Raw genomic sequence first — 25,520 nt, forward strand, 5'->3', positions numbered from 1 at the left:
GCGCATGCGCACAGGGCTTAAACCGCTCGCCGCGTTGATGCTGCTGGCACTGCAAGGCTGCTCGATGGCGCCGACCTACAAGGTGCCGTCGATCGACCTGCCGGCCAACTACCGCGAACAGACCAGCGATGGTCCCTGGCACAGCGCGCAGCCGTCCGACCAACTGGCCCCCGAATGGTGGAAGCTCTACAACGATTCGCGCCTGAATGACCTGCAGCAGCAACTGCTCAAGGCCAACCCGGACCTGGCGGCGGCGCTGGCGCACTTCGATGCTTCCCAAGCCTATGCCAGTCAGTTGCATGCCGGGCTGTTCCCGCAGATCACCGCCAGCGCACAGCCGCTGCGCCAGCGGCAATCGGATTCGCGACCGTTGCGGGGGGATACGCAACCGTCGGTGTACAACAGCAACACCGCCGGTTTTTCGTTGAGTTATGACCTGGACCTGTGGGGCAAAATCCGCAACCAGGTCGCGGCCGGTGATGCCCAGGCGCAAGCGTCCGGGGATGACCTGGCGGTGGCGCGCCTGAGTTTGCAACGTCAGTTGGCGACCTTGTACGTGCAGCTCAATGGGCTGGATGCGCAGACCCGGATTCTCACTGGCTCATTGGACGATTTCAGCCAGGCGTTGCAACTGACCCGCAGCCGCTACGAGGGCCAGATAGCCTCGGAGCTGGACCTGACCCGTGCGCAAAATCAACTGGCGCAGGCCAAGGCGCAATTGGATGAGGTGCGCGCGCAACGCAACCTCACCGAGCACGCCATCGGTGAGTTGGTGGGCGTGGCAGCCAGCGACTTTACGCTGCCGCCCGGCCAGCAACTGATCACCCTGCCGGGGGTTCCGTCGCAGCTGCCAAGCCACTTGCTGCAACGTCGCCCGGATATTGCGGCGGCAGAGCGCCGGGTGTTTGCGGCCAACGCGAATATCGGCGTGGCCAAGGCGGCGTGGTATCCGGACTTCAGCTTGACCGGGTTGATCGGCGGGCAAACGCAGGGCGTGGGGAATTTGCTCTCGGCGGGTAATCGGTATTGGGCGCTGGGGCCGTTGATGAATGTGCCGATCTTTGATGGCGGGCGCCTGAGTGCCAATGAACGCCAGGCCAAGGCCGAGTTTGAAGAGGCGTCCGCGCAGTATCGCAGCCGGGTGCTGAAGGCCGTGCGCGAGGTGGAAGATAACCTCGCGCAACTGCGGGATCTGCAGCAGGAAGCGCAGGATGAGCAAGCGGCGGCGGACGCGGCGCAACACACGCAATCGCTGGCGATGAACAGCTATCAAGCGGGTGCGGTGAGTTACCTGGATGTGGTGACAGCGCAGACGGCGGCGTTGCAAGCGCAGCGGACATTGCAGGCGGTGCAGACGCGGCAGTTGCAGGCCAGTGTAGGACTCGTGACTGCACTCGGCGGCGGCTGGCAACCGGGCGCCTGACATCCCCCCCAGGCACAGTTCAGGCTAAATGCAGGAGAGAGCTTGCCCCCGATAGCGGTGGAACAGCCAGTTTATCCGTAGCTGGCCTACCGCAATCGGGGGCAAGCCCCCTCCCACACTGGTCCTGCGTCAGACACACAATGTATAAGCGCCGCTGAGCCAATGTGGGAGGGGGCTTGCCCCCGATTGCGCCATTCCAGACACATGCTGCCAAAAGCCTGCCCATCAACCTCTTGCTCTCCAATCTAGCCTCTCTAAGCACATCTTGAGAGGGCCAGGGAATGGCAGATTTACCCGCTTCACACCGCCTGCGCATCGGTCGATTCAGCGAACCCAACCGTATCTACCTCATCACCACCAACACCCACGAACGCATACCGATATTCGACAATTTCCATCTCGCTCGCTTGGTGGTCTGGCAATTTCGGTTGGCGCAGTACCAAGGGCTCGCCAACTCGCTGGCTTGGGTGATTATGCCGGACCATTTCCATTGGCTGCTTGAACTGAAAAAAGGCTCGCTGGCGGACTTGATGTGCCAGGTGAAGTCAAAGAGCACCAGGACCGTCAATGGTGCAAGCGGACGCAAGGGACGGCTCTGGCAAGAAGGCTTCCATGACCGCGCACTGCGCAAGGAAGATGACTTGGTGAAAATGGCCCGGTATGTGGTGGCTAATCCATTGCGGGCGGGCTTGGTCGAGCGGATTGGCGACTACCCACTGTGGGATGCCATCTGGGTTTAACGTCAAACACAGTTCAAATGTGGGAGGGGGCTTGCTCCCGATCGCGGTAGGTCAGTCAGCTTATCTGTAACTGATACACCGCTATCGGGAGCAAGCCCCCTCCCACATTTTTTACCCGCATTTCAGGCGGCGAGTTTGCCGCTGGCGATGGCTGCCGATGCAGCCACCATGGCCCGCAACAGCACTGCACACCCAGCTGCCAGGTCATCCGGCGCGGCGTTCTCGATTTCGTTATGACTGATACCACCCTCACACGGCACAAAGATCATCCCCGCCGGCCCCAACTCGGCGACGAAAATCGCGTCGTGCCCTGCCCCGCTGACGATGTCCATGTTCGACAAGCCCAGCCCATTCGCCGCATCGCGCACGGCGTCAACGCAGCCTTTGTCGAAGTACAGCGGCGGGAAGTCAGCCGTGGGTTCCATTTCAAAACTCAGCCCATGCTTGGCACAGGTCTCGTCAATCACCGTGCGCACCTCGGCAATCATCGAATCCAACCGCGCCGGTTCCAAGTGACGGAAGTCCAGGGTCATGCGCACTTCGCCAGGAATGACGTTGCGTGAACCGGGATACGCCTGCAGGCAACCGACGGTCCCGCAGGCATGCGGCTGATGCCCCAGCGCCGCGGCATTGACCGCCGCCACCACCGCTGCCGCGCCTACCAGGGCGTCCTTGCGCAGGTGCATCGGCGTCGGCCCCGCATGCGCTTCAACGCCGCGCAGTTTCAGGTCGAACCACTTTTGCCCGAGGGCGCCGAGCACCACGCCGATGGTCTTCTTCTCATCCTCCAGAATCGGCCCTTGTTCGATATGCGCCTCGAAATACGCACCGACCTTGTGCCCACTCTCAGGACGGGTTCCCGCGTAGCCAATCGCATTCAGCGCATCACCCACGCTGACCCCGTCCGCATCGACCTTGGCCAAGGTATCCGCCAGGGTGAATTTCTCCGCAAATACCCCCGAGCCCATCATGCACGGTGGGAAGCGCGAGCCTTCCTCGTTGGTCCACACCACCACTTCCAAGGGCGCCTCGGTTTCGATCTTGAGGTCATTGAGCGTACGCAACACTTCCACCCCCGCCAGCACACCGAAGCAACCATCGAACTTGCCGCCCGTAGGCTGAGTGTCGATATGGCTGCCGGTCATCACCGGCGGCAGGTTGGGATTACGACCGGGACGGCGCGCGAAGATATTGCCGATACCGTCGACGGTCACGGTGCAACCGGCGTCTTCGCACCACTGCACAAACAGGTCGCGGGCCTTGCGGTCGAGGTCGGTGAGGGCCAGGCGGCACACGCCGCCCTTGGGGGTGGCACCGAGTTTGGCCAGGTCCATCAGCGACTGCCACAAGCGGTCGCGGTTGATGTGCTGGTGGGTCGATTGCAGAACGTCAAGGGCAGCGTTCATGGGGATCTCCTCAGGCGTGTATTTCTTATGAATTGACAACGACCGGGCTGGCTCCGCGCCTGGCATTCAGGCCGTAATACAACAACCCGCCCAAGGCCGAACCGGTAAACCAGCCGTAGCTGTAGAACCAGCTGAACGCATCACTGCCCAACGACAGCAACGTCAACACCACCGGCACGCCAAAGGCGATAAAGCCGCTCCAGTTCCACGCCGGGTACACGTCGTCGCGGTACAGACCGGCCAGGTCCAGTTGCTGTTTGCGGGTGATGAAGTAGTCCACCACCATGATCCCGGCGATCGGGCCCAGCAGGCTTGAGTAGCCCAGCAACCAGTTGGAATACACGGTTTCCAGGCTCACATCAGAGACGATCAAGCCGAGTTTTTTCAGCAGTTCATGGCCCATCAGCACCAACCCCACCAAACCGGTGAGGATCACCGCCGTGGTGCGGTTGATCAGCTTGGGCGCGATGTTCTGGAAGTCGTTGGTGGGCGAGACGATGTTCGCGGCGGTGTTGGTGGACAAGGTCGCGACGATGATCAGCGCCATGGCCACGGCCACCCACACCGGGCTCTGGATATGGCCGATCAGGGTCACGGGATCGGACACACTGACGCCCACCAGTTTCACCGAGGCGGCGGTCATGATCACGCCGAGGGCGGCGAACAGGAACATGGTCAGCGGCAGGCCGAAAATCTGCCCGAGGATCTGGTCCTTCTGGCTTTTGGCGTAGCGGCTGAAGTCGGGAATATTCAGCGACAAGGTGGCCCAGAAGCCCACCATCGCGGTCAGGCCGGCCATGAAGTAACCGGTAAGGCTAGCGCCCTCGGGACGCTTGGGCGGGATCGCCATCAGTTCGCTGAGAGACACATTCGGCATCGCCCACACCAGCAGGCCAATACCCACCGCCACCAGCAACGGCGCCGACAGGGTTTCCAGGCGCTTGATCGACTCGGCGCCGCGCAGCACCACCCATAAATTCAGGCACCAGAACATCATGAAGCCGATCACTTCACCGGTGCCGCCGAGGGACTTCCACCCCTCGAAAATCGAGCCCAGGAACAGGTGAATCGCCAGCCCGCCAAACATCGTCTGGATACCAAACCAGCCGCACGCCACCAGCGCGCGGATCAGGCACGGCACGTTCGAGCCGAGGATGCCGAAGGACGAACGCAGCAACACCGGAAACGGAATGCCGTACTTGGTGCCGGGGAACGCGTTGAGGGTCAGCGGGATCAGCACCACGACATTGGCGAGCAAAATCGCCATCAGCGCCTCGCCCACCGACAACCCGAAATACGCGGTGAGCACACCGCCCAGGGTGTACGTGGGCACGCAGATCGACATGCCGACCCACAGCGCGGTGATGTGCCACTTGTTCCAGGTGCGTTCGTGCACCTTGGTCGGTGCCATGTCGTGGTTGTAGCGAGGGCTGTCGAGGACGTCGGGGCCGGCGTCGAGTTCGTACAGGCCGTCGCGCTCAATGACTTGCGATCTGTTCTGTTGCATGGCCGCTCCACGGTTTTTTCGAATTATTGTTGCTCACCCCGCGCTGAACGCTGGGTGGCCGGAGTACCTCGTAAACAACATGACATCACGGGTCCGGCCAGCCGCCACTGCACTCAATAACCGTGCCGACAACCGCTCTCGAACCCGCACCGCTTATATAACTCGCTGATGTTAATCAGCTTTCCGATTGTGCCTGCAGTACTTGCCGCGCTACTCAGGCTAAATAACGCGCCAGTTATCCGAACCGTCAGGACTCAATCTGGTGCACCACAATTATTTTTATTTACCGACCCCGTCAAGAGGCATGTCTCAAGCGTCTGATTTGCAATAAGAAATGTTGCTCATATTAAGAACCTGTCAAGTGCGTCAAAATGGTGAGAGACCGCTACATTTTGGTGATTTTGTATTTTTATCGTTATAAATCAATAAATTAAATACGGTATAAGCTTATAAAAAATCTTCTTGCTCAATCGAAAAACTCGGGCTAGTTTCTATTCCTGTCACCGATGACAGGAATTAACCGACCATCGGCGCGTAGCAATACAACACTTAGAACTGGCACAAGCCGGTCAAGCCTGTGAGGAACTCGACATGTCGCTGTTGATCCGTGGCGCCACCGTTATTACCCATGATGAAAGTTACCGCGCCGATGTTTTATGCGCAGGCGGTCTGATTCGCGCTATTGGCACGGACCTGGATATTCCCGCCGGCACTGAACAACTCGACGGCAGCGGACAATATTTGATGCCCGGCGGCATCGACCCCCATACCCATATGCAACTGCCCTTCATGGGCACAGTGGCCAGTGAAGATTTTTTCAGCGGCACGGCGGCGGGTCTGGCCGGGGGCACCACCTCGATCATCGACTTCGTGATTCCCAACCCGCAGCAATCGTTGATGGAAGCGTTCCATCAGTGGCGGGGCTGGGCAGAAAAGTCTGCGTCCGACTACGGCTTTCATGTGGCGATCACCTGGTGGAGCGAACAGGTGCGCGAGGAAATGGCCGAGCTGGTCAGCCACCACGGCATCAACAGCTTCAAGCATTTCATGGCCTACAAGAACGCAATCATGGCGGCCGACGACACCCTGGTGGCCAGCTTCGAACGCTGCCTGGAACTCGGCGCCGTGCCCACCGTGCATGCGGAAAACGGCGAGTTGGTGTACCACCTGCAACGCAAGCTGATGGCCCAGGGCATCACCGGGCCGGAAGCGCACCCGTTGTCGCGCCCGTCCCAGGTGGAAGGCGAAGCGGCCAGCCGCGCAATCCGTATCGCCGAGACCATCGGCACGCCGCTGTACCTGGTGCACGTGTCTACCAAGGAGGCGCTGGATGAAATAACCTACGCCCGGGGCAAGGGCCAGGCGGTCTACGGCGAAGTGCTCGCCGGCCACCTGCTGCTGGACGACAGCGTCTACCAGCACCCCGACTGGCAAACCGCCGCCGGCTATGTGATGAGCCCGCCGTTCCGTCCACGCGGGCATCAGGAAGCGCTGTGGCATGGCCTGCAATCGGGCAACCTGCACACCACCGCCACCGACCACTGCTGCTTCTGCGCCGAGCAAAAAGCCGCCGGGCGTGACGATTTCAGCAAGATCCCCAACGGCACCGCCGGTATCGAAGACCGCATGGCGCTGCTGTGGCACGAAGGGGTCAACACCGGACGCCTGTCGATGCAGGAGTTCGTCGCGCTGACCTCCACCAACACCGCGAAAATCTTCAACCTCTACCCGCGCAAAGGCGCGATCCGCGTGGGTGCGGATGCCGACTTGGTGCTGTGGGACCCCGAGGGTACGCGGACCATTTCCGCCAAGACGCACCATCAGAAGGTCGACTTCAACATCTTCGAAGGCAAGACCGTGCGCGGCGTGCCGAGCCACACCATCAGCCAGGGCAAGCTGGTCTGGGCCGATGGCGACCTGCGCGCCGAGCGCGGCGCCGGGCGCTATGTGGAACGGCCGGCGTATCCGTCGGTGTTTGAGCAGTTGAGCAAGCGGGCGGAGCATTCCAGGCCGGTTGCTGTGAAGCGCTGAGACCGCTATCGGGGACAAGCCACCTCCCACACTTGACCGCATTCATTCAGATACAACTCGGTCGAATGTGGGAGGGGGCTTGCCCCCGATGAGGCCAGTACAGGCAACAAAAATGCCCACTTAGAGGCAATCCAAAAAAACCGTGAGGCCAACACCGTGATCCAGACCCTGACCCACCTCCCCCATCCCCATGAAGACGGGGCCACCCTCGCCAGCCATTTCACCGACCTGGCGCCGCCTCTCAACGCGCGCCAGGCCCAACTGGAAGCCTCGCGCTGCCTGTATTGCTACGACGCCCCGTGCGTGAACGCGTGCCCCAGCGAAATCGACATCCCGTCGTTCATCCGCAATATCCACACCGACAACGTCCAGGGCGCAGCGCAGAAAATCCTCTCGGCCAACATCCTCGGCGGCAGCTGCGCCCGAGTCTGTCCGACGGAGATCCTCTGCCAGCAAGCCTGTGTCCGTAACAACGCCGAAGAATGCGCGCCGGTGCTGATCGGCCTGTTGCAGCGCTATGCGGTAGACAACGCACACTTCAGCGAACACCCGTTCCAGCGTGCCGCACCGACCGGCAAACGCATCGCCGTGGTCGGCGCGGGTCCCGCAGGGCTGGCCTGCGCTCATCGCGCTGCCCTGCACGGGCATGACGTGGTGATCTTCGAAGCGCGGGAAAAAGCCGGCGGCCTGAATGAATACGGGATCGCCAAGTACAAGCTGGTGGACGACTTCGCCCAGAAGGAACTGGATTTTCTCCTGCAGATCGGCGGCATCGAAATCCGCCACGGCCAGCGCCTGGGCGACAACCTGACCTTGAGCGAACTGCACCAGCAATTCGACTCGGTGTTCCTCGGCCTGGGCCTGGCTGCGAGCAAGCAACTCGGCTTACCCCATGAGGACGCGCCCGGCCTGCTCGCCGCCACCGACTATATCCGCGAACTGCGCCAGGCCGACGACCTGACCCAGCTGCCCCTGGCCGACCGCTGCATCGTGCTCGGCGCCGGCAATACCGCCATCGACATGGCCGTGCAAATGGCCCGGCTCGGCGCCCGTGATGTGAACCTCGTCTACCGCCGTGGCCTGGCCGACATGGGCGCCACCCACCATGAGCAGGACATCGCCAAGGCCAATCAGGTGCGCCTGTTGACCTGGGCCCAACCCGAAGAAGTCCTGCTCGACGACCAGGGCCACGTACGCGGCATGCGCTTCGCCCGCACCCGCCTGGAAAACGGCCGTCTTCACCCTACCGGAGATACCTTCGAACTGGCCGCCGATGCCATCTTCAAGGCCATCGGGCAGGGTTTTGACGGCGAGGCCTTGCACGATCCCCTGGCGCAACAGCTGCACCGCGTCGGCGAGCGTATCTTCGTCGATGAACAGCTGCGCACCAGCATCCCTGGGGTCTATGCCGGCGGCGACTGCGTCAGCCTCGGCCAGGACCTCACCGTGCAGGCGGTGCAACACGGCAAGCTGGCCGCCGAAGCCATGCACGCCCAACTCATGCTGAATGTGGAGGCTGCGTAATGGCCGATCTCTCGATTGTGTTCGCCGGTATCAAGGCCCCCAACCCGTTCTGGCTGGCCTCCGCGCCACCCACCGACAAAGCCTACAACGTGGTGCGTGCGTTTGAAGCGGGCTGGGGCGGCGTGGTGTGGAAAACCCTGGGTGAAGACCCGGCGGCGGTCAATGTGTCATCGCGGTACTCGGCGCACTACGGCGCCAACCGTGAAGTGCTGGGCATCAATAATATCGAGCTGATCACCGACCGTTCCCTGGAGATCAACCTGCGGGAAATCACCCAGGTGAAAAAGGATTGGCCCGACCGCGCGCTGATCGTGTCGCTGATGGTGCCCTGCGTTGAGGAATCCTGGAAAAACATCCTGCCCCTGGTGGAAGCCACCGGCTGCGACGGTATCGAGCTGAACTTCGGCTGCCCTCACGGCATGCCCGAACGCGGCATGGGGGCGGCGGTGGGCCAGGTGCCGGAGTACGTGGAACAGGTGACGCGTTGGTGCAAGACCTATTGCTCGCTGCCGGTGATCGTCAAGCTCACGCCGAATATCACCGACATCCGTGTGGCGGCGCGGGCAGCGTATCGCGGCGGTGCGGACGCGGTGTCGCTGATCAACACCATCAACTCCATCACCAGCGTGGACCTGGAACGCATGGTCGCCCTGCCGATGGTCGGCACCCAGAGCACCCACGGCGGTTATTGCGGCTCGGCGGTCAAGCCGATTGCCCTGAACATGGTTGCCGAAATCGCCCGCGACCCGCAGACCCAGGGCCTGCCGATCTGTGGAATCGGCGGCATTGGCAACTGGCGCGACGCCGCTGAATTCGTCGCCCTCGGTTGCGGCGCGGTGCAGGTGTGCACGGCGGCGATGCTGCATGGTTTTCGCATCGTGGAGGAGATGAAGGATGGGCTGTCGCGGTGGATGGACAGCCAGGGCTACACCAGCCTGCAAGAATTTTCCGGGCGGGCGGTGGGCAACACCACGGACTGGAAGTACCTGGACATCAACTACCAGGTGATCGCCAAGATCGACCAAGAGGCGTGCATTGGCTGTGGGCGTTGCCATATTGCCTGTGAGGATACCTCGCACCAGGCCATTGCCAGCCTGAAACAGGCGGACGGCACGCATAAATACGAAGTGATCGATGATGAGTGCGTGGGCTGCAACCTGTGCCAGATCACCTGCCCGGTGGCGGATTGCATCGAGATGGTGCCTATCGACACGGGCAAGCCGTTTTTGAATTGGACGCAGGATCCGAGGAATCCCTATCGAGAGGCGGTGTAGTCCTTCAGGCCACTATCGGGGGCCCCCTCCCACACCACACATCAAATGTGGGAGGGGGCTTGCCCCCGATGAGGCCCTAAGCCCCACCACAATACTCAAGGCTCCAACCCAATCCCACGCAAAATCACACTGGTCACCGTCTGGATCGCCTTCTCGAACTGCATATCCGACAACGGCTGGTGATCATTCAAAATCTTCACCTGGTGGTCAAAGTCGGCATAGTGCTGGGTCGAAGCCCAGATCATGTACAGCAGGCTCGAAGGCTCCACCGGCAGGATGCGTTTGTCTTCCACCCACTGGCGAATTTTCGCTTCCTTCATCTTGGCCCAGTCGTACAGGCTCTCATCCAGGGCCTCACCGAGTGTCGGCGCGCCGTGGATGATCTCGTTGGCCCAGACCTTGGAGCCATAGGGCCGTGTGCGCGAGCGTTGCATCTTGGCGCGGATATAGCTGCTGAGCACCACCCGGGGGTCATCGAAGGTCTCGAAGCTGAGGGCGTCCTGCTTCCACACTTCCAGCAGGTCGAACAGCACCGCGCTGTACAGCTCGCTCTTGGTGGTGAAGTAGTAATGCAGGTTGGAGCGCGGCAGTTGCACTTCTTCGGCAATATCGGCCATGGCGGTGCTGCCGTAGCCCTTTTCGGCGAAGATCTTCTCCGCCGCCAGCAGGATTTTTTCGACGTTGACCCGGCGAATTCCGCTCTTGTGATTGCCCATAAGGGCTCCCTGACAAAGACATGACCCAAAGACTACCACCGCTCTAGATCGGGGCGACAGGCGCAGTCGAAACTTCGTACACTGCCCGCTCCTAACCATTGATGGGTATTGCACAATGTTGATCAAGAAAACCCTGACCACTGTCGCCCTGCTCGCCTCCCTGCTGGGTGCCTCAACAGCATTTGCCCATGCTCATCTCAAAAGCGCCACGCCTGCGGCAGACAGCAGCGTCACTGCGCCCAAAGATCTGCGCCTGACCTTCAGCGAAGGCGTCGAAGCCACCTTCACCAAAGTGTCCTTGAGCAAGGACGGCACCGAAATCGCCATCAAAGGCCTGGAAACCCCGGACGCCGACAAGAAAACCCTGGTGGTGACGCCTGCCGCACCGCTCGCGGCCGGTAACTACAAAGTGGTGTGGAATGCGGTGTCGGTCGACACCCACAAAAGCAACGGTGAATACAGCTTCAAGGTCGGCCAATAACCCATGACAACGCTGCTGGTGCTGTGCCGGTTCGTGCATTTCATCGTCGTGCTGTTGATGTTCGGGGCCTGTGTATTCAGGCCCTGGCTCCTGGGCGCTGAACCGCAGCCGCTGCTGGACCGGCAATTGTTGCGCATCACCCGTGGGCTGGCATGGACGGCCCTCGCGTCGGGGCTGATCTGGCTGGGGTTGATTACCGCCAGCATGGCCGGTTCATGGCCGGCTGCGCTGGAACTGTCGACCGTGCAGTTGGTGCTGGGCAAGACCTTTTTTGGCCAGGTGTGGACCTGGCACCTGATGTTGAATGGGTTGCTGGTCATCGCCCTGATGACCACGTGGAAGGCCCCGCGCCTGCCGTTGATCACGCTGTTGCTGATGACCCTGGCCCCGGTCGGCCATGGCGCCATGCTCGATGGGCTGAGCGGGCAGTTGTTGATCCTCAACCAGGTGGTGCACCTGATGTGCGTTGGCGCATGGTTGGGGGGGTTATTGCTGCTGGTATTGATCCTCAGGCCGCCACACGGTGTTGAGCTGGCGACGGTCCTGCGTCGTTTCAGCGGCGTGGGTTATGGCCTGGTCACCGGTTTGCTGGTGACCGGCCTGATCAATGTGCGCGTACTCACCGGGCAGCTGTGGCCCACGCCCTTGTTCAGTGGTTTTGCCCTGATTCTGCTGATCAAGGTGATGCTGGTGCTGGGCATGTTGGCGCTGGCGCTGCTGAACCGGCTGCGCCTTGACCACTGCGAACAGCGACTGGGCAGCTTGAAGGCCAGCGTGATGGTGGAGTGGCTGCTTGGTGTTTGTGCAGTAGCTGCCGTTTCACTCCTTGGCACTTTGCCGCCGATGGTCCTGGCGGGCTGAATGTGGGAGGGGCGGTGCCCGCTCTAGATCAACCCACACCCAGTCATCGTATAACTTCTGCTTGACACCCCACGAAAACCCCGCAAATATCCGCCCCAATGTTGTACGACGACGTATAACAAATAATAAAAACAACAAATGAATGGGAGCGTCACTGTGAGTCAATTCGCCCGTAATTCCTCGTCGTGTATCGGCCTTATCGGTCTCGGCAGCCTGGCCTTCGTCCTGCCCCTCGTCGCCCACGCCGAAGGGTTCGTCGACGACGCCAAGGCCACGCTCAACCTGCGCAACGCCTACTTCAACCGCAACTTCACCAACCCGAGCAACCCTCAGGGCAAGGCCGAAGAGTGGACGCAGAGTTTTATTCTCGACGCCAAGTCCGGCTTCACCCAGGGCACCGTGGGGTTCGGCATTGATGTGCTGGGGCTGTATTCGCAGAAGCTCGATGGCGGCAAAGGCACCGGCGGCACCCAGTTGCTGCCGATCCACGATGACGGCCGCCCCGCCGATAACTTCGGGCGCTTGGGCGTGGCGCTGAAAACCAGGCTGTCGAAGACCGAATTGAAGGTCGGCGAGTGGATGCCGGTGCTGCCGATCCTGCGCTCCGACGATGGCCGCTCGCTGCCCCAGACCTTTCGTGGCGGCCAGGTGACGTCCAACGAAATCGCCGGCCTGACTCTCTACGGCGGCCAGTTTCGCGGCAACAGCCCGCGCAACGACGCGAGCATGGAAGACATGTTCATGAACGGCAAAGCCGCGTTCACCTCTGATCGCTTCAACTTTGGCGGCGGCGAATACACCTTCAACGACAAGCGCACCCAGGTCGGCGTGTGGTACGCCGAGTTGACTGATATCTACCAGCAGCAGTACGTCAACCTGACCCACAGCCAGCCCGTGGGCGACTGGACCCTGGGTGCCAACCTGGGTTTCTTCAACGGCAAGGAAGACGGCAGCGCCCTGGCCGGCGACCTCGACAACAAAACCGTGTTCGCCCTGCTCTCGGCCAAATACGGCGGCAACACCTTTTACGTTGGCTTGCAGAAACTCACCGGCGACAGCGTGTGGATGCGCGTCAACGGCACCAGCGGCGGCACCCTGGCCAACGACAGCTACAACTCCAGTTATGACAATGCCAAGGAAAAATCCTGGCAGGTACGGCATGACTTCAACTTCGTGGTGCTCGGTGTGCCAGGGCTGACCCTGATGAACCGCTATATCAGCGGCAGTAACGTGCACACCGGGGCGATCACCGATGGCAAGGAATGGGGACGCGAATCGGAGCTGGCCTACACCGTGCAGAGCGGTGCGTTGAAGAACCTCAACGTGAAATGGCGCAACGCAACCATGCGCCGGGATTTCAGCACCAACGAGTTCGACGAAAACCGGATCTTTATCAGCTATCCACTCTCCCTGCTGTAGAACCTGGTCTCCCAGCCCCAGAAAATCCCCTGTGGGAGGGGGCTTGCTCTCGATGGCGGTGGGTCAGTAACAGATGCATTCACTGGCATGCCCTCATCGAGGGCAAGCCCTCTCCCACATTTTGCTCCGCACTCTGTCCGCAAGAACGTTGACAACCTGGGGGATCCCTACCAATACTTCGGCATAGTCATACGACAACCTACAACAAAAATTTGGAATCCCCATGACCAAGACCACCTCCACGCCCTTCAACCGTCTGCTGCTCACCGGTGCCGCCGGCGGCCTCGGCAAAGTCCTGCGCGAGCGCCTGCGTCCTTACGCCCAGATGCTGCGCCTGTCGGACATCGCCACTATGGCCCCGGCAGCCGATGCTTCGGAAGAAGTCCAGCCCTGCGACCTCGCCGACAAACAAGCGGTGCACCACCTGGTGGAAGGCGTCGACGCCATCCTGCACTTCGGCGGTGTATCGGTGGAGCGTCCGTTTGAAGAGATCCTCGGCGCCAATATCAGCGGTACCTTCCATATCTACGAAGCCGCGCGCCGTCATGGGGTCAAGCGCGTGATCTTCGCCAGTTCCAACCATGTGATCGGTTTCTATAAGCAGACCGAAACCATCGACGCCCACTCTCCACGCCGCCCCGACAGCTACTACGGCCTGTCCAAGTCCTACGGCGAAGACATGGCGAGTTTCTACTTCGACCGCTACGGCATCGAGACCGTGAGCATCCGTATCGGCTCCTCGTTCCCGGAACCGCAGAACCGCCGGATGATGCACACCTGGCTGAGCTTCGACGACCTGACCCAACTGCTCGAACGCGCGCTGTATACGCCGAACGTCGGCCACACGGTGGTCTACGGCATGTCGGATAACCTCGACACCTGGTGGGACAACCGCTACGCCGCACACCTGGGCTACGCCCCGAAAGACAGCTCCGAAGTCTTCCGCGCCCAGGTCGAAGCCCAGCCACCGGTGGCCGCCGATGACCCGGCCAAGGTCTATCAGGGTGGCGCGTTCTGCGCCGCCGGGCCATTCGATGACTGAGTTCACACCCACCCAAGGGAATGAGTTGCCATGACTGCTGAATTGATCGTCGACGCCCGCAATGCCGTGGGCGAATGCCCGGTGTGGGTGCCCGAGGAAAACGCCCTGTACTGGGTGGACATCCCCCACGGCGGCCTGCAACGCTGGAGCGCCGCCACCGGCCACGTTGCCGCTTGGAAAGCCCCGCAGATGCTCGCCTGCATCGCCCGCACCACCGCGGGCAACTGGGTCGCCGGGATGGAAACCGGTTTCTTCCAACTCACGCCGCACAACGACGGCAGCCTCGACACCACGCCGTTGGCCAGCGTCGAGCACCCACGCCCGGACATGCGCCTGAACGACGGCCGCTGTGATCGCCAAGGACGTTTCTGGGCCGGCAGCATGGTGCTGAACATGGGCGCGAATGCCGCCGAAGGCATCCTCTATCGCTATGCATCGGGTTCAGCACCCCATGCCCAGCTGGACGGTTTTATCACCCTGAACGGCCTGGCCTTCAGCCCCGATGGCCGCACGATGTACGCCTCGGATTCGCACCCGCTGGTGCAGCAGATCTGGGCCTTCGACTACGACATCGACACCGGCACGCCGTCCAACCGTCGCGTGTTCGTCGACATGCACAACTTCCTCGGCCGCCCCGACGGCGCCGCCGTGGACGCCGATGGCTGCTACTGGATCTGCGCCAACGACGCCCGCCTGATCCACCGTTTTACCCCCGATGGTCGCCTGGACCGCTCCCTGAGCGTACCGGTGAAAAAACCCACCATGTGCGCCTTCGGCGGCAGCCGCCTGGACACCCTGTTTGTCACCTCGATCCGTGACGACCAGAGTGAACAGTCAGTGTCCGGCGGCGTGTTCGCCCTAAACCCCGGCGTCCAAGGACTGCCTGAACCGACGTTTACTCTCTAGCTGCATCGCTGTGCCTTGAATACAACAATAACAACACAGGAGTGACTCCCATGGACTTCAAACGCACCTTGCTCGCCGTCGCAGTCTTTACCCTCAGCAGCGCCGCCCACGCGCTGGAAATCAAATTCGCCGACATCCACCCCGCCGGCTACCCCACCGTTGTTGCCGAAGAAAACATGGGCAAGGCCCTGACCAAGGAAAGCAACGGCGAACTGACCTTCAAATACTTCCCCGGTGGCGTGCTGGGCTCCGAGAAAGAAGTGGTCGAACAGGCCCAGGTCGGCGCCGTGCAGATGACCCGCGTCAGCCTCGGCATCGTCGGGCCAGTGGTGCCGGACGTGAACGTGTTCAACCTGCCGTTCGTGTTCCGCGACCAGGCGCATATGCGCAAGGTCATCGATGGCGAAATCGGCGACGAGATTCTCGCCAAGATCACCGACTCCGAGTTCGGCCTGGTGGCCCTGGCCTGGATGGACGGCGGCACGCGCAACCTCTACACCAAGAAGCCGGTGCGCAAGATCGAAGACCTCAAGGGCATGAAGATCCGTGTGCAAGGTAACCCGCTGTTCATCGATGCCTTCAACGCGATGGGCGCCAACGGCATTGCCATGGACACCGGCGAGATCTTCAGCGCCCTGCAGACCGGAGTGATCGACGGCGCGGAGAACAACCCGCCGACCATGCTCGAACACAACCACTTCCAGAACGCCAAGTACTACACCCTCACCGAGCACCTGATCCTGCCTGAGCCCATCGTGATGTCGAAAATCACCTGGAACAAGCTCACCCCGGCGCAACAGGTCATGGTCAAAAACGCCGCCAAGGCCGCCCAGGCCGATGAACGCGCGCTGTGGGATGCCAAGTCCGCCAGCAGTGAGGAAAAACTCAAAAAGGCCGGTGTCGAGTTCATCACCGTCGACAAAAAGCCCTTCTATGACGCCACCGCAGCGGTTCGCGCCAAGTACGGCGCGCCTTACGCCGACATCATCGCGCGCATCGACGCCGTTCAATAACCTCTCCTGCCTCTCGCAAAAGGCCCGGCGCGGTCTGCACCGACGCGCCCGGTTACGGTGAACGCCATGAAGAATCTACTGCTGCGCATCAACGACCGCATCTACATGACCTGCATCTGGGTCGCCGGCCTCTCGGTTCTCGGCGTCGCACTGATCATCCCCTGGGGCATCTTCGCCCGCTACATCCTCGGCACCGGCTCCAGCTGGCCGGAACCCACCGCCATCCTGCTGATGCTGGTGTTCACCTTTATCGGCGCCGCCGCCAGCTACCGCGCCGGTGCACATATGTCGGTGGCCATGGTCACGGACCGCCTGCCGCCCGCCCAGCGCCGCATCGTCGGCATCCTTTCGCAACTGCTGATGGGCACCATCTGCCTGTTCATGGCCATCTGGGGCACCAAGCTGTGCCTGTCGACCTGGAACCAGTTCATGAGCGCCATCCCGACCCTGCGCGTGGGCATCACTTATATGCCGATTCCAATTGGCGGGCTGCTGACCCTGATCTTCGTGGTGGAAAAACTCCTGCTCGGTGACCAGAGCAACCGGCGCGTGGTGCGCTTCGACCTGGTGGAAGAAAGCGAAGGGGCTGCCTGATATGGACGCATTGATTCTGCTGGGCAGCTTTATCGCCCTGATCCTGATCGGCATGCCGGTGGCCTACGCCCTGGGTTTGTCGGCGCTGATTGGCGCGTGGTGGATCGACATCCCGTTCCAGGCCCTGATGATTCAGGTCGCAGGCGGGGTGAACAAGTTTTCGCTGATGGCGATTCCGTTCTTCGTGCTGGCGGGGGCGATCATGGCCGAGGGCGGCATGTCGCGCCGGCTGGTGGCGTTTGCCGGGGTGCTGGTGGGCTTTGTGCGCGGCGGCCTGTCGCTGGTGAACATCATGGCCTCGACGTTTTTCGGCGCCATCTCCGGCTCGTCGGTGGCCGACACCGCCTCGGTCGGCTCGGTGCTGATCCCGGAAATGGAGCGCCGTGGCTACCCACGGGAATTTGCCACCGCAGTCACGGTGAGCGGTTCGGTGCAGGCGCTGTTGACCCCGCCCAGCCATAACTCGGTGCTCTACTCCCTGGCGGCGGGCGGCACGGTGTCCATCGCCTCGCTGTTCATGGCCGGCGTGGTGCCTGGGTTGTTGATGAGCGCGTGCCTGATGGTGCTGTGCCTGATCTTCGCGAAAAAACGCAACTACCCCAAGGGCGAAGTCATCCCTTTGAAACAGGCCCTGAAAATCTGCGCCGACGCGCTGTGGGGCCTGATGGCCATGGTGATCATCCTCGGCGGCATCCTGTCGGGCATTTTCACCGCTACCGAGTCCGCTGCGATTGCGGTGCTGTGGGCGTTCTTCGTGACCATGTTCATCTACCGCGACTACAAATGGAGCGAGCTGCCCAAGCTGATGCACCGTACGGTGCGCACCATTTCCATCGTGATGATCCTGATCGCCTTCGCCGCCAGCTTCGGCTACATCATGACCCTGATGCAGATCCCGGCGAAGATCACCACCCTGTTCCTGACCCTGTCGGACAACCGCTACGTGATCCTGATGTGCATCAACGCCATGCTGCTGTTGCTCGGCACGGTGATGGACATGGCGCCGCTGATCCTGATCCTCACGCCGATCCTGCTGCCGGTGGTGCTCGGTATCGGCGTCGACCCGGTGCACTTCGGCATGATCATGCTGGTCAACCTCGGCATTGGCTTGATTACGCCGCCGGTGGGTGCGGTGCTGTTCGTGGGTGCGGCGGTGGGCAAGGTGAGTATCGAGAAGACCGTGAAGGCGCTGCTGCCGTTCTACGCGGTGCTGTTCCTGGTGCTGATTGCGGTGACGTACATTCCGGCGCTGTCGCTATGGCTGCCAAGCGTGGTGTTGTGATGATGATTGAACTTGAAGACAACCTGACCCACCTCACCTTGAATCCGGCCGTGGGCGGCAGCCTCGTCAACTGGTCCGTGCGCGCCACCGGCCAGCCGTTGCTGCGCCATAACGATGAGCAGGCGATCCATACCGGTTTGCCGGGCAAGCTGGGGTGCTATCCATTGGTGCCCTGGTCCAACCGCATTGCCCACGGCGGTTTCGACAACCCCGACGGTTGGCTCGCGCTCACGCCCAACAGCCTGACCGATCCTTTGCCGATTCACGGTTCGGCCTGGCAACAGGCGTGGCAGGTGGTCAGCCAGTCGGCGGATGAAGCAGTGCTGGAAGTACGCTGTGACACGCCGTTTGCCTATCGCGCCGAGCAGCGGATTCGCTTGATCGACGGGGCGTTGAGTATCGAGCTGCGGGTGACGCACCTGGCCGAAACAGCGGCGTGGCATGGCGTGGGCTTGCATCCGTACTTTCCGCGCCGGCCGGGTACCCGGTTGCAGGCCAGGGCTGCGCAGGTGTGGATGAGTGACGCGTCCAAGCTGCCGACCGGGTTGACGCCGGTGCCGGGCGAGTGGGATTTCCAGGTATTGAATACCCTGCCCGAAGGCCTGGTGGACAACGGGTTTTGCCAGTGGGACGGGTATTGCCGGATCGAACAGCCGGACCTGGGCTATGCGCTGGAATGCCAGGCCAGCGGCGCCGACTACTTTCTGCTGTACTGCCCGCCGGGGCTGGGGTTCTTTTGCATCGAGCCGGTGAGTCATCCGGTGAATGCTCATCACCTGGCGGGACGGCCGGGCCTGAAACTGCTGGAACACAATCAGTCGGTCCAACTCAATTTCAACCTGAAATACAGCCCCCTGTAGGAGCGAGCTTGCTCAAGGTGGAGAGTTTTTGAGGCGCCCAGCCGTATCGATACTCACGACAACCGACAACCCCGGCCGCAACCGTTCACTCTCAGCCTGATCCGGGTCCACCGTAATCCTTACCGGCACGCGCTGGGCAATCTTCACAAAGTTGCCCGTCGCGTTGTCCGCCTGCAACAGGCTGAATTCCGACCCCGTGGCCGGGGAAATATGCTGCACCGTGCCGTGAAACCTGCGGTGGTTCAGCGCATCCACGGTGAAGGTCACCGGCTGGCCGACCTGCACATTGTCCATCTGGGTTTCCTTCATGTTGGCGATCACCCACAGCTGCTTCGGCACCAGCGCCATCAACTGCGCGCCGGAGTTGACGTAGGCTCCCAGACGCACGCCAATCTGCCCCAGCTGCCCGTCACGCGGCGCGGTGATGCGGGTGTTGGACAGGTCGATACGCGCCAACTCCACTGCGGCCTCGGCACTCGCGACCGCCGCTTCCAGGGAGCCGCGATTGACGATCACCGTTTGCAAATCCTGCCGCGCAATTTCCAGGCTCGCCTGGGCCTGGGCCACGGCAGCGATGGTCTGGGCATTGGCGGCGCGGGTCACGTCCAGCTCGCGCTTGGACACCGAACCGTCGCTGATCAGCTCTTCGTTGCGGCGCAGGTCGGCGGTGCTTTTGCGCGCCTGGGCCTGGCTGTCCACCAGTGCGGCCTGGCGCAGCTTGATGGTGGCTTCGGCACTGTTGCGTTGCTGCACCACATTGGCCAGCGAGGCCTTCTGCACCGCCAGTTGCGCCAGCGCCTGGTCGAGGCGCTGCTTGTAGATGCGGTCATCCAGGCGCACCAGCAGGTCGCCGGCCTTGACGTACTGGAAGTCCTGCACCGGCACCTCGAACACATAGCCGCTGAGCTGCGGACCGATGATGGTTACCTGGCCACGCACCAGAGCGTTCTCGGTGGTTTCCACCGCGCTGCTGAACGGCGGCAGTTGCCAGGCATACAGCACGATCAGCACCCCGACGATGGCAATCGCGGCGAAGCCCAGTGACGAGAGGATGCGCACGCGCAATGAGCGCGGCTCGGTGACCGTGGCGCCTGGCGGCGTGGTGCCTTCCGGGGTGGCGGCGATGGCGTTGGTGGTCGTGGTGGTCGGTTCGGTCATGAAGTAGCGCCGCTGGGTTGAACGGGAGTGGCTGCTTTAGTGGTGCTCATCAGCCACAGACTGCGGATAAAGATCCAGATCATGGTCAGGATCGCGATAATCGCGATCAGCATGAACACATCGTTGTAGGCCATGACATTGGCCTCACGGGTCGCCGCGGTGGCCAGGCTGCGGATGCCCATCAGGTTGCGCAGTTCCGGGTCGGCGATGATACCGCCATAGGCCGACCCGCCGCTCTGCACCCGCGCGGCCACACGCGGGTCGAGCAAGGTCAGGTGCTCGACGATCATGCTGGAGTGATACTTCTCGCGCACGATCTGGAAGGTGCCGAGCAAGGCCGCGCCGATCAGGCCGCCGAGGTTCTGGCAAATCCCGAACATCACCGAAAAGCTCACCAGGTTACGCGGGTTGGCCAGCACGTTTTTGGTCCCCAGCACCATGGTCGGCCCCAGAAAGAACGTACCGCCGAAGCCTAGCAGGAACTGGCTGATGTACAGGTTCTGCGGACGCGTGAGGTTGCTGGAGAAACTGTCCATCACCGAACCGGTGGCCATCAGCGCCAGGGAAATCACCAGCGGCATCAGCAGGTGCGCCGGGTTGATCGTCAGCGCACTGACCACCAACCCGGCAATCGCCCCCGCCAGCATCACCACGTACAGCGTGTGCATCTGCTGGTAGCTCATGTTCAACATCTGCATGAACCCGACAGCACCGGTGGACTGCTCCGACAGCACCATGCGAATCAGGATCACCGCCAGCGCCAGGCGAATCATGGTGCCGCTGCCCAGCCAGCGCGTCATCAGCAGCGGGTTGGCGCGGTTATGTTCGATGGCCAGGCCGGCCATGATCAGCACCAGGGAACAGGCCGAGGCCACGCCGATCCAAGGGGCTTCCAGCCACCAGTCGATACGCCCCAGGGACAGCACCGCGCACAGCAGGGCCACGCCGCTGGCGAGGATGGCGAAGGTGAGGAAATCAAGTTTTTCAAAGGTCTTGAAGCGGTCGCCGGGGGGCAGCTTGAGCAGGAACACACAGCCCAGGCAGATCAGCGCCATGCCCAGTTCGAACAGGTACAAACCACGCCACTCGGCAATTTGCAGCAGGTCTTCGGAGAACAGTCGCGCCAGCGGCAAGGCCAATTGCGCCGTGCCCAACCCCAGCACCAGGGATTTCAACCGCCACTTCGCCGGGAACGCCTGGATCATGTAGTACAAGCCCAACGAACTCAGCGCCGCGCCGACCATGCCATGGGCCGCCCGCACCGCGATGGCCGAGTTAAGGTCGTTGACGAACAAGTGGCCGAAGGTCACCAGCGCGTACAGCACCAGGAACACCTCGGTAAACGCCCGCAGGCCGAATTGCTGGCGAAACTTCACCAGCAGCAGGTTCATGCACACGTTGGTCATCACATAGGCGGCGGGCAGCCAGGCCATTTCCGCGGTGGTCGCCCCGAGCGCGCCTTGCAGGTATTGCAGGTTGGCGATGACCAGCGCGTTGCCCAGGCCACCGGTGATTGCCACCAGCACGCCCACCAGCGCATACAGCCAGCGCTTGTGGGTGGGATGCCACGGCGTCGACGGCGAACCGGGCAGGCTCGGGCGCTCGTGGGGTTCCCAGGTGTGGGGGGTGTATTTATCCATTCGATGACCTAGATGACCCGACGGGTGACGTCGGTAAAACCACTACTCAGAGACAGTAAACCTGAGCAGAGTTCATCTTGCCATCTTGGACGTATCAGTCAGCGCCCATCTTGCCACTCATGCGCTGCTTTCTTTACTCGATGGCAGGGATGCCATTATCTCAGCGCGGCACGTTTCCAATATTTCATCCGCCAGGGCCGAGTCATCCGGACACGCCCGCGACAGCATGACCGCACCGATTGCATGGGCCAGCAGGTCGATCATTTTCGCGCGGGCCTCTTGCCTGGTGACATCCACACCCGCCGTGTACTTGTCCTCGAGTGCTGCAAGCGTGTTTTCAACGCCACTGGCAAAGGTCGCCTTCAGATCATCGGACTGACGGGCGGCGTCACCACACAGGGCTGCCAGGGTGCACCCCGCTCCCCTGCCGTCTCGGTGGTCCCTGGACACGTACAGGTTTACAAATTCCGGCACGTCGAGATCGCAGGTACTCGACAGGGATTTGGCCAGGCTGTTTTCGGCCGCTTCGGCCATCAGATCGGCCTTGGAGCCAAAGTGTTTGTAGAAGCCTCCCTGGGTAAAACCCGCAGTAGCCATGAGTTCTGCCACACCCACACCGTCATAGCCACGCTCACGAAACAGCTCTGACGCCGTCTCCACAATATGAGCTCGGTTGGCGAGTGATTGCGTCTTGGTGATCTTCATTTCGCGCCCCTGCGACTCCTGAACAATGGCCTGATCATACTCTGATGTCGTTCACAATCAAAACTATTGACACCTTTGATTATGATCGACATCATAAAACCACCCGCACATGTCTCTGCGGCTGTGCGGCGCGGATCGCCGTCTCTGATCATCCTGAACAATCAAGAGCATCTACCTATGAGCACCCCAGAAACCGTACTGATTACCGGCGCCTCAACGGGCATTGGCGCGACCTACGCCGAGCGTTTTGCACAACGTGGGCACAACCTGGTGCTGGTTGCCCGCGACAAAAGCCGGCTGGACGCATTGGCCTCGCGGCTGCGTGAGAAACACGCGGTTTCCATTGACGTGATCCAGGCCGACCTGACTCAAACCAGCGACCTGACCACCGTCGAAGCTCGCCTGCGTGATGACGCCAGTATCGGCATCCTGGTGAACAATGCGGGCGCCGCCCTGTCCGGCAGCTTCATTGAGCAATCCATCGACAGCGTTACCAACCTGGTTGCGCTCAACACCACCGCCCTGGTGCGACTCGCCAGCGCTATCGCTCCACGCCTGGTACACGCCGGTAACGGCGCGATTATCAACATTGGCTCGGTGGTGGGGCTGGCACCGGAATTCGGCATGAGCGTCTACGGTGCAACCAAGGCGTTCGTGCTGTTTCTATCCCAAGGGCTGAGCCTCGAGCTCTCGCCCAAAGGCGTCTACGTGCAAGCCGTTCTTCCAGCGGCCACCCGCACGGAAATCTGGGATCGCGCGGGCATCGACATCAATACCCTGAGCGAAATCATGAGCGTGGACGAGCTGGTCGATGCTGCGCTGGTCGGTTTTGATCGTCGCGAGCCGGTGACCATTCCGCCATTGCAAGACGCCGCCCGCTGGGATGCCCTGCAGGCCGCCCGCCAAGGTTTGCTGTCAGAGATTCGCCAATCGGTCGTCGCCGAGCGCTATCAAGCCAAGGCGTGATAGTCACGCGAACCATGGGAACTGAACGATGAAAGCCTTCCTGATCGACCGTTACGGCAAGAATCAAGGACGCCTTGCCGAGGTACCGGACCCGGAACCAGGCATCCACGACGTGCTGATCAAGGTGCATGCCAGCAGCGTCAACCTGCTGGATTCGAAGATCAGCAAGGGTGAATTCAAACTGATCCTGCCGTACACATTCCCGCTGATCATGGGCAACGACGTGGCCGGCGTCGTCGTTCGCGTAGGGTCAGGCGTGCGCAGCTTCAAGCCCGGTGACGAGGTCTACGCGCGCCCGCCCGACGCGCGCATCGGTGGCTTTGCCGAGCTGATCGCGATTGAGGAAAGTGCCCTCGCACTGAAACCCAAAAACACCAGCATGGAACAAGCCGCCGCCCTGCCCCTGGTTGCACTGACCGCCTGGCAGGTGCTGGTTGAAACAGCCCGCTTGAAGAAGGGACAAAAAGTCTTTATCCAGGCGGGCTCCGGTGGTGTCGGCAGCATTGCCATCCAGCTTGCAAAACACCTGGGGGCTTTCGTTGCCACCACGACCAGCACCCCCAACGTGGAGTGGGTCAAGGCGCTGGGAGCAGACGTCGTCATCGACTACACGCAGCAAAACTTCGAAACCGTGTTGCGTGACTACGACGTCGTATTGAACAGCCTGGGCCCTGCCGAACTGGAAACATCCCTGCGCATTCTCAAGCCGGGTGGGCAGCTCATTTCTATCTCAGGGCCACCAACCGCCGAGTTCGCACGCGAGCAAAAGCTGTCCTGGGGACTCGGTTGGATCATGCGCCTGTTAAGCAGTGGCATACGCAGAAAAGCCCGCAGGCAGGGCGTCGACTATGGGTTCGTGTTCATGCGCGCGAGCGGTGCGCAATTGCAGAAAATCACCGCGCTCGTCGAGTCCGGCGCTATTACACCCGTGATCAACCGAACCTTCCCTTTCGAGGCAACGGCTGAGGCATTGAGCTATGTCGAACGGGGCAGAGCCAAGGGGAAGGTGGTCATCAAGATCATATGACCCAGCACACACTCAACAACCGGCGGAGCCTCAAATGAAAACACCTTCCGAAAGAACTGCGATAGTCACCGGTGCGTCGTCCGGTATTGGTCAAGCGACTGCTGAAGCACTGGTGCGTGCAGGGTATAGGGTATTTGGCACAAGTCGGAAAGCGGGGGCCAGCTCAACGCCGGTGTCCATGCTCACCTGCGACGTGACAGACGACACCTCTGTCAGTGCGCTCGTCTCCACCGTGCTCGCACAGACCGGGCGGATCGATCTGCTGGTCAATAATGCCGGCATCGGCCTGCTGGGCGGCGCTGAAGAATTCTCGCTCCCACAGGTACAGGCACTGTTCGACGTCAATCTGTTCGGCGTCATCCGCATGACCAATGCGGTACTCCCGGCAATGCGAGAGCGTGGCCAGGGGCGCATCATCAATATCGGATCGATTCTAGGGGTAATCCCCGCGCCCTACTCCGCTCATTATTCGGCGGTCAAGCACGCGCTGGAAGGCTATTCCGAATCCCTTGACCACGAGGTGCGTGCCTTCAATATTCGCGTCTCGGTCATCGAGCCCGCATTCGTGCGTACCGTCTTCGATCAAAACGGTATTGAGCCAGACTCGCTGCTGAAGACCTACGATCAGCCCCGAGCCGGGTTCAAGGCACTGCTGGCCGAGGTGATGCCGAAAGCCGACCGGCCAGACGTCGTCGCGGCAGTCGTGGTCAAAGCCGCGACCGACATCCACCCTCAGCCTCGCTACACGGCTGGCAAGGCCGCACGACAAATCAGCCTGCTGCGCCGCTTCGCCCCTGCTGGGTTCTTCGATAAGGCCTTGCGTAAGCAATTTCGCCTGCCGGTTTGAATCACAAGATGTGCAGACTTGTGGCGAGAGGGCTTGTCCCGCGTTGGGCTGCGCAGCAGCCCCAAAACCAGCCACTACGCAATATCGGGTACACCGCA

The 25,520-nt window shown here is 61.5% G+C and carries 23 protein-coding genes; 17 read left to right on the plus strand and 6 right to left on the minus strand.

The window, feature by feature from the left end:
• Positions 1–4 precede the first annotated feature (4 nt).
• Both HDC32_RS05725 and HDC32_RS05730 read left to right on the plus strand, forming a co-directional pair.
• Entirely contained in the window at positions 5–1,423 is a 1,419-nt protein-coding gene (locus tag HDC32_RS05725; RefSeq protein ID WP_184744108.1) for an efflux transporter outer membrane subunit, read from the plus strand.
• Positions 1,424–1,704: 281 nt separating this feature from the next.
• Positions 1,705–2,163 carry an REP-associated tyrosine transposase gene (locus HDC32_RS05730; protein ID WP_131698145.1) on the plus strand — a complete coding sequence of 153 codons (459 nt, stop codon included), beginning with the start codon at positions 1,705–1,707 and terminating at the stop codon, positions 2,161–2,163.
• Between the two features lie 122 nt (positions 2,164–2,285).
• On the opposite strand, the gene HDC32_RS05735 is transcribed toward HDC32_RS05730, so the two are convergent.
• Complete coding sequence (locus HDC32_RS05735) at positions 2,286–3,569, minus strand: Zn-dependent hydrolase (RefSeq protein WP_131698146.1); 1,284 nt, start codon at positions 3,567–3,569, stop codon at positions 2,286–2,288.
• A 25-nt stretch (positions 3,570–3,594) separates the two neighbouring features.
• Positions 3,595–5,076: an NCS1 family nucleobase:cation symporter-1 gene (locus HDC32_RS05740; protein ID WP_184742865.1), complete on the minus strand. Its 1,482-nt coding sequence runs from the start codon at positions 5,074–5,076 to the stop codon at positions 3,595–3,597.
• Positions 5,077–5,667: 591 nt separating this feature from the next.
• On the opposite strand from HDC32_RS05740, the gene hydA reads away from it, so the two are divergent.
• The 3 genes from hydA to preA all read left to right on the plus strand — a co-directional run bounded on the left by hydA (position 5,668) and on the right by preA (position 9,905).
• Positions 5,668–7,107 carry a dihydropyrimidinase gene (gene hydA, locus HDC32_RS05745; RefSeq protein ID WP_131698148.1) on the plus strand — a complete coding sequence of 480 codons (1,440 nt, stop codon included), beginning with the start codon at positions 5,668–5,670 and terminating at the stop codon, positions 7,105–7,107.
• A gap of 156 nt (positions 7,108–7,263) precedes the next feature.
• Positions 7,264–8,631 (plus strand): NAD(P)-dependent oxidoreductase, encoded by a 1,368-nt coding sequence (locus HDC32_RS05750; protein ID WP_184742868.1) that lies wholly within the window; start codon positions 7,264–7,266, stop codon positions 8,629–8,631.
• Positions 8,631–9,905 (plus strand): NAD-dependent dihydropyrimidine dehydrogenase subunit PreA, encoded by a 1,275-nt coding sequence (preA, locus tag HDC32_RS05755; RefSeq protein WP_115488543.1) that lies wholly within the window; start codon positions 8,631–8,633, stop codon positions 9,903–9,905. Before HDC32_RS05750 ends, preA begins: the two co-directional genes overlap by 1 nt.
• Before the next feature lie 95 nt (positions 9,906–10,000).
• On the opposite strand, the gene HDC32_RS05760 is transcribed toward preA, so the two are convergent.
• Entirely contained in the window at positions 10,001–10,621 is a 621-nt protein-coding gene (locus tag HDC32_RS05760) for a TetR/AcrR family transcriptional regulator (RefSeq protein WP_027606227.1), read from the minus strand.
• A gap of 115 nt (positions 10,622–10,736) precedes the next feature.
• Between HDC32_RS05760 and copC the strand changes: the two genes are divergently transcribed.
• The 9 genes from copC to HDC32_RS05805 all read left to right on the plus strand — a co-directional run bounded on the left by copC (position 10,737) and on the right by HDC32_RS05805 (position 19,079).
• Positions 10,737–11,102: a copper homeostasis periplasmic binding protein CopC gene (gene copC, locus HDC32_RS05765; protein WP_167655713.1), complete on the plus strand. Its 366-nt coding sequence runs from the start codon at positions 10,737–10,739 to the stop codon at positions 11,100–11,102.
• A gap of 3 nt (positions 11,103–11,105) precedes the next feature.
• Positions 11,106–11,963, plus strand: coding sequence for a copper homeostasis membrane protein CopD (copD, locus tag HDC32_RS05770; RefSeq protein WP_184742871.1), 858 nt, complete (start codon positions 11,106–11,108; stop codon positions 11,961–11,963).
• Positions 11,964–12,119: 156 nt separating this feature from the next.
• Positions 12,120–13,382, plus strand: coding sequence for an OprD family porin (locus HDC32_RS05775; protein WP_184742874.1), 1,263 nt, complete (start codon positions 12,120–12,122; stop codon positions 13,380–13,382).
• A gap of 223 nt (positions 13,383–13,605) precedes the next feature.
• Positions 13,606–14,424, plus strand: a complete 819-nt coding sequence (locus HDC32_RS05780) for an NAD(P)-dependent oxidoreductase (protein ID WP_184742877.1) — start codon at positions 13,606–13,608, stop codon at positions 14,422–14,424.
• Positions 14,425–14,454: 30 nt separating this feature from the next.
• Positions 14,455–15,330 (plus strand): SMP-30/gluconolactonase/LRE family protein, encoded by an 876-nt coding sequence (locus HDC32_RS05785; protein ID WP_184742879.1) that lies wholly within the window; start codon positions 14,455–14,457, stop codon positions 15,328–15,330.
• Between the two features lie 50 nt (positions 15,331–15,380).
• Positions 15,381–16,343, plus strand: coding sequence for a TRAP transporter substrate-binding protein (locus HDC32_RS05790; protein WP_131698154.1), 963 nt, complete (start codon positions 15,381–15,383; stop codon positions 16,341–16,343).
• A 66-nt stretch (positions 16,344–16,409) separates the two neighbouring features.
• Positions 16,410–16,937, plus strand: coding sequence for a TRAP transporter small permease (locus tag HDC32_RS05795; RefSeq protein WP_090402566.1), 528 nt, complete (start codon positions 16,410–16,412; stop codon positions 16,935–16,937).
• A gap of 1 nt (position 16,938) precedes the next feature.
• Positions 16,939–18,219 (plus strand): TRAP transporter large permease, encoded by a 1,281-nt coding sequence (locus HDC32_RS05800; RefSeq protein ID WP_065927003.1) that lies wholly within the window; start codon positions 16,939–16,941, stop codon positions 18,217–18,219.
• Positions 18,220–18,221: 2 nt separating this feature from the next.
• Positions 18,222–19,079: an aldose 1-epimerase gene (locus tag HDC32_RS05805; RefSeq protein ID WP_260403603.1), complete on the plus strand. Its 858-nt coding sequence runs from the start codon at positions 18,222–18,224 to the stop codon at positions 19,077–19,079.
• Between the two features lie 12 nt (positions 19,080–19,091).
• Here the strand turns inward: HDC32_RS05805 and HDC32_RS05810 are convergent, their stop codons facing one another.
• From HDC32_RS05810 to HDC32_RS05820, 3 genes are all read right to left on the minus strand, one after another.
• A complete protein-coding gene (locus HDC32_RS05810) occupies positions 19,092–20,237 on the minus strand; it encodes an HlyD family secretion protein (RefSeq protein ID WP_053138529.1) in 1,146 nt (381 codons plus the stop codon).
• On the minus strand, positions 20,234–21,877 hold the full coding sequence (locus tag HDC32_RS05815; protein ID WP_184742885.1) for an MFS transporter: 1,644 nt from the start codon (positions 21,875–21,877) through the stop codon (positions 20,234–20,236). Before HDC32_RS05815 ends, HDC32_RS05810 begins: the two co-directional genes overlap by 4 nt.
• Before the next feature lie 117 nt (positions 21,878–21,994).
• A complete protein-coding gene (locus tag HDC32_RS05820; RefSeq protein ID WP_131698157.1) occupies positions 21,995–22,582 on the minus strand; it encodes a TetR/AcrR family transcriptional regulator in 588 nt (195 codons plus the stop codon).
• Positions 22,583–22,759: 177 nt separating this feature from the next.
• Between HDC32_RS05820 and HDC32_RS05825 the strand changes: the two genes are divergently transcribed.
• The 3 genes from HDC32_RS05825 to HDC32_RS05835 are packed head-to-tail and all read left to right on the plus strand — an operon-like array spanning position 22,760 to position 25,422.
• Complete coding sequence (locus HDC32_RS05825; RefSeq protein ID WP_184742888.1) at positions 22,760–23,548, plus strand: SDR family oxidoreductase; 789 nt, start codon at positions 22,760–22,762, stop codon at positions 23,546–23,548.
• A 28-nt stretch (positions 23,549–23,576) separates the two neighbouring features.
• On the plus strand, positions 23,577–24,575 hold the full coding sequence (locus HDC32_RS05830; RefSeq protein WP_184742891.1) for an NADP-dependent oxidoreductase: 999 nt from the start codon (positions 23,577–23,579) through the stop codon (positions 24,573–24,575).
• Positions 24,576–24,609: 34 nt separating this feature from the next.
• Positions 24,610–25,422: an oxidoreductase gene (locus HDC32_RS05835; protein WP_145336150.1), complete on the plus strand. Its 813-nt coding sequence runs from the start codon at positions 24,610–24,612 to the stop codon at positions 25,420–25,422.
• Positions 25,423–25,520: the final 98 nt, after the last annotated feature.

It is taken from the genome of Pseudomonas sp. JAI120 (assembly GCF_014207255.1).
Lineage (GTDB): Bacteria > Pseudomonadota > Gammaproteobacteria > Pseudomonadales > Pseudomonadaceae > Aquipseudomonas.

Coding starts and splice junctions, on each gene's coding strand:
- HDC32_RS05835 (WP_145336150.1), top strand. CDS start 24,610: ATGAAAACACCTTCCGAAAGAACTGCGATAGTCACCGGTGCGTCGTCC.
- HDC32_RS05780 (WP_184742877.1), top strand. CDS start 13,606: ATGACCAAGACCACCTCCACGCCCTTCAACCGTCTGCTGCTCACCGGT.
- HDC32_RS05810 (WP_053138529.1), bottom strand. CDS start 20,237: ATGACCGAACCGACCACCACGACCACCAACGCCATCGCCGCCACCCCG.
- HDC32_RS05820 (WP_131698157.1), bottom strand. CDS start 22,582: ATGAAGATCACCAAGACGCAATCACTCGCCAACCGAGCTCATATTGTG.
- copC (WP_167655713.1), top strand. CDS start 10,737: ATGTTGATCAAGAAAACCCTGACCACTGTCGCCCTGCTCGCCTCCCTG.
- HDC32_RS05785 (WP_184742879.1), top strand. CDS start 14,455: ATGACTGCTGAATTGATCGTCGACGCCCGCAATGCCGTGGGCGAATGC.
- HDC32_RS05790 (WP_131698154.1), top strand. CDS start 15,381: ATGGACTTCAAACGCACCTTGCTCGCCGTCGCAGTCTTTACCCTCAGC.
- HDC32_RS05725 (WP_184744108.1), top strand. CDS start 5: ATGCGCACAGGGCTTAAACCGCTCGCCGCGTTGATGCTGCTGGCACTG.
- HDC32_RS05730 (WP_131698145.1), top strand. CDS start 1,705: ATGGCAGATTTACCCGCTTCACACCGCCTGCGCATCGGTCGATTCAGC.
- HDC32_RS05805 (WP_260403603.1), top strand. CDS start 18,222: ATGATTGAACTTGAAGACAACCTGACCCACCTCACCTTGAATCCGGCC.
- HDC32_RS05740 (WP_184742865.1), bottom strand. CDS start 5,076: ATGCAACAGAACAGATCGCAAGTCATTGAGCGCGACGGCCTGTACGAA.
- HDC32_RS05815 (WP_184742885.1), bottom strand. CDS start 21,877: ATGGATAAATACACCCCCCACACCTGGGAACCCCACGAGCGCCCGAGC.
- preA (WP_115488543.1), top strand. CDS start 8,631: ATGGCCGATCTCTCGATTGTGTTCGCCGGTATCAAGGCCCCCAACCCG.
- HDC32_RS05830 (WP_184742891.1), top strand. CDS start 23,577: ATGAAAGCCTTCCTGATCGACCGTTACGGCAAGAATCAAGGACGCCTT.
- HDC32_RS05800 (WP_065927003.1), top strand. CDS start 16,939: ATGGACGCATTGATTCTGCTGGGCAGCTTTATCGCCCTGATCCTGATC.
- copD (WP_184742871.1), top strand. CDS start 11,106: ATGACAACGCTGCTGGTGCTGTGCCGGTTCGTGCATTTCATCGTCGTG.
- HDC32_RS05825 (WP_184742888.1), top strand. CDS start 22,760: ATGAGCACCCCAGAAACCGTACTGATTACCGGCGCCTCAACGGGCATT.
- HDC32_RS05760 (WP_027606227.1), bottom strand. CDS start 10,621: ATGGGCAATCACAAGAGCGGAATTCGCCGGGTCAACGTCGAAAAAATC.
- HDC32_RS05735 (WP_131698146.1), bottom strand. CDS start 3,569: ATGAACGCTGCCCTTGACGTTCTGCAATCGACCCACCAGCACATCAAC.
- HDC32_RS05795 (WP_090402566.1), top strand. CDS start 16,410: ATGAAGAATCTACTGCTGCGCATCAACGACCGCATCTACATGACCTGC.
- hydA (WP_131698148.1), top strand. CDS start 5,668: ATGTCGCTGTTGATCCGTGGCGCCACCGTTATTACCCATGATGAAAGT.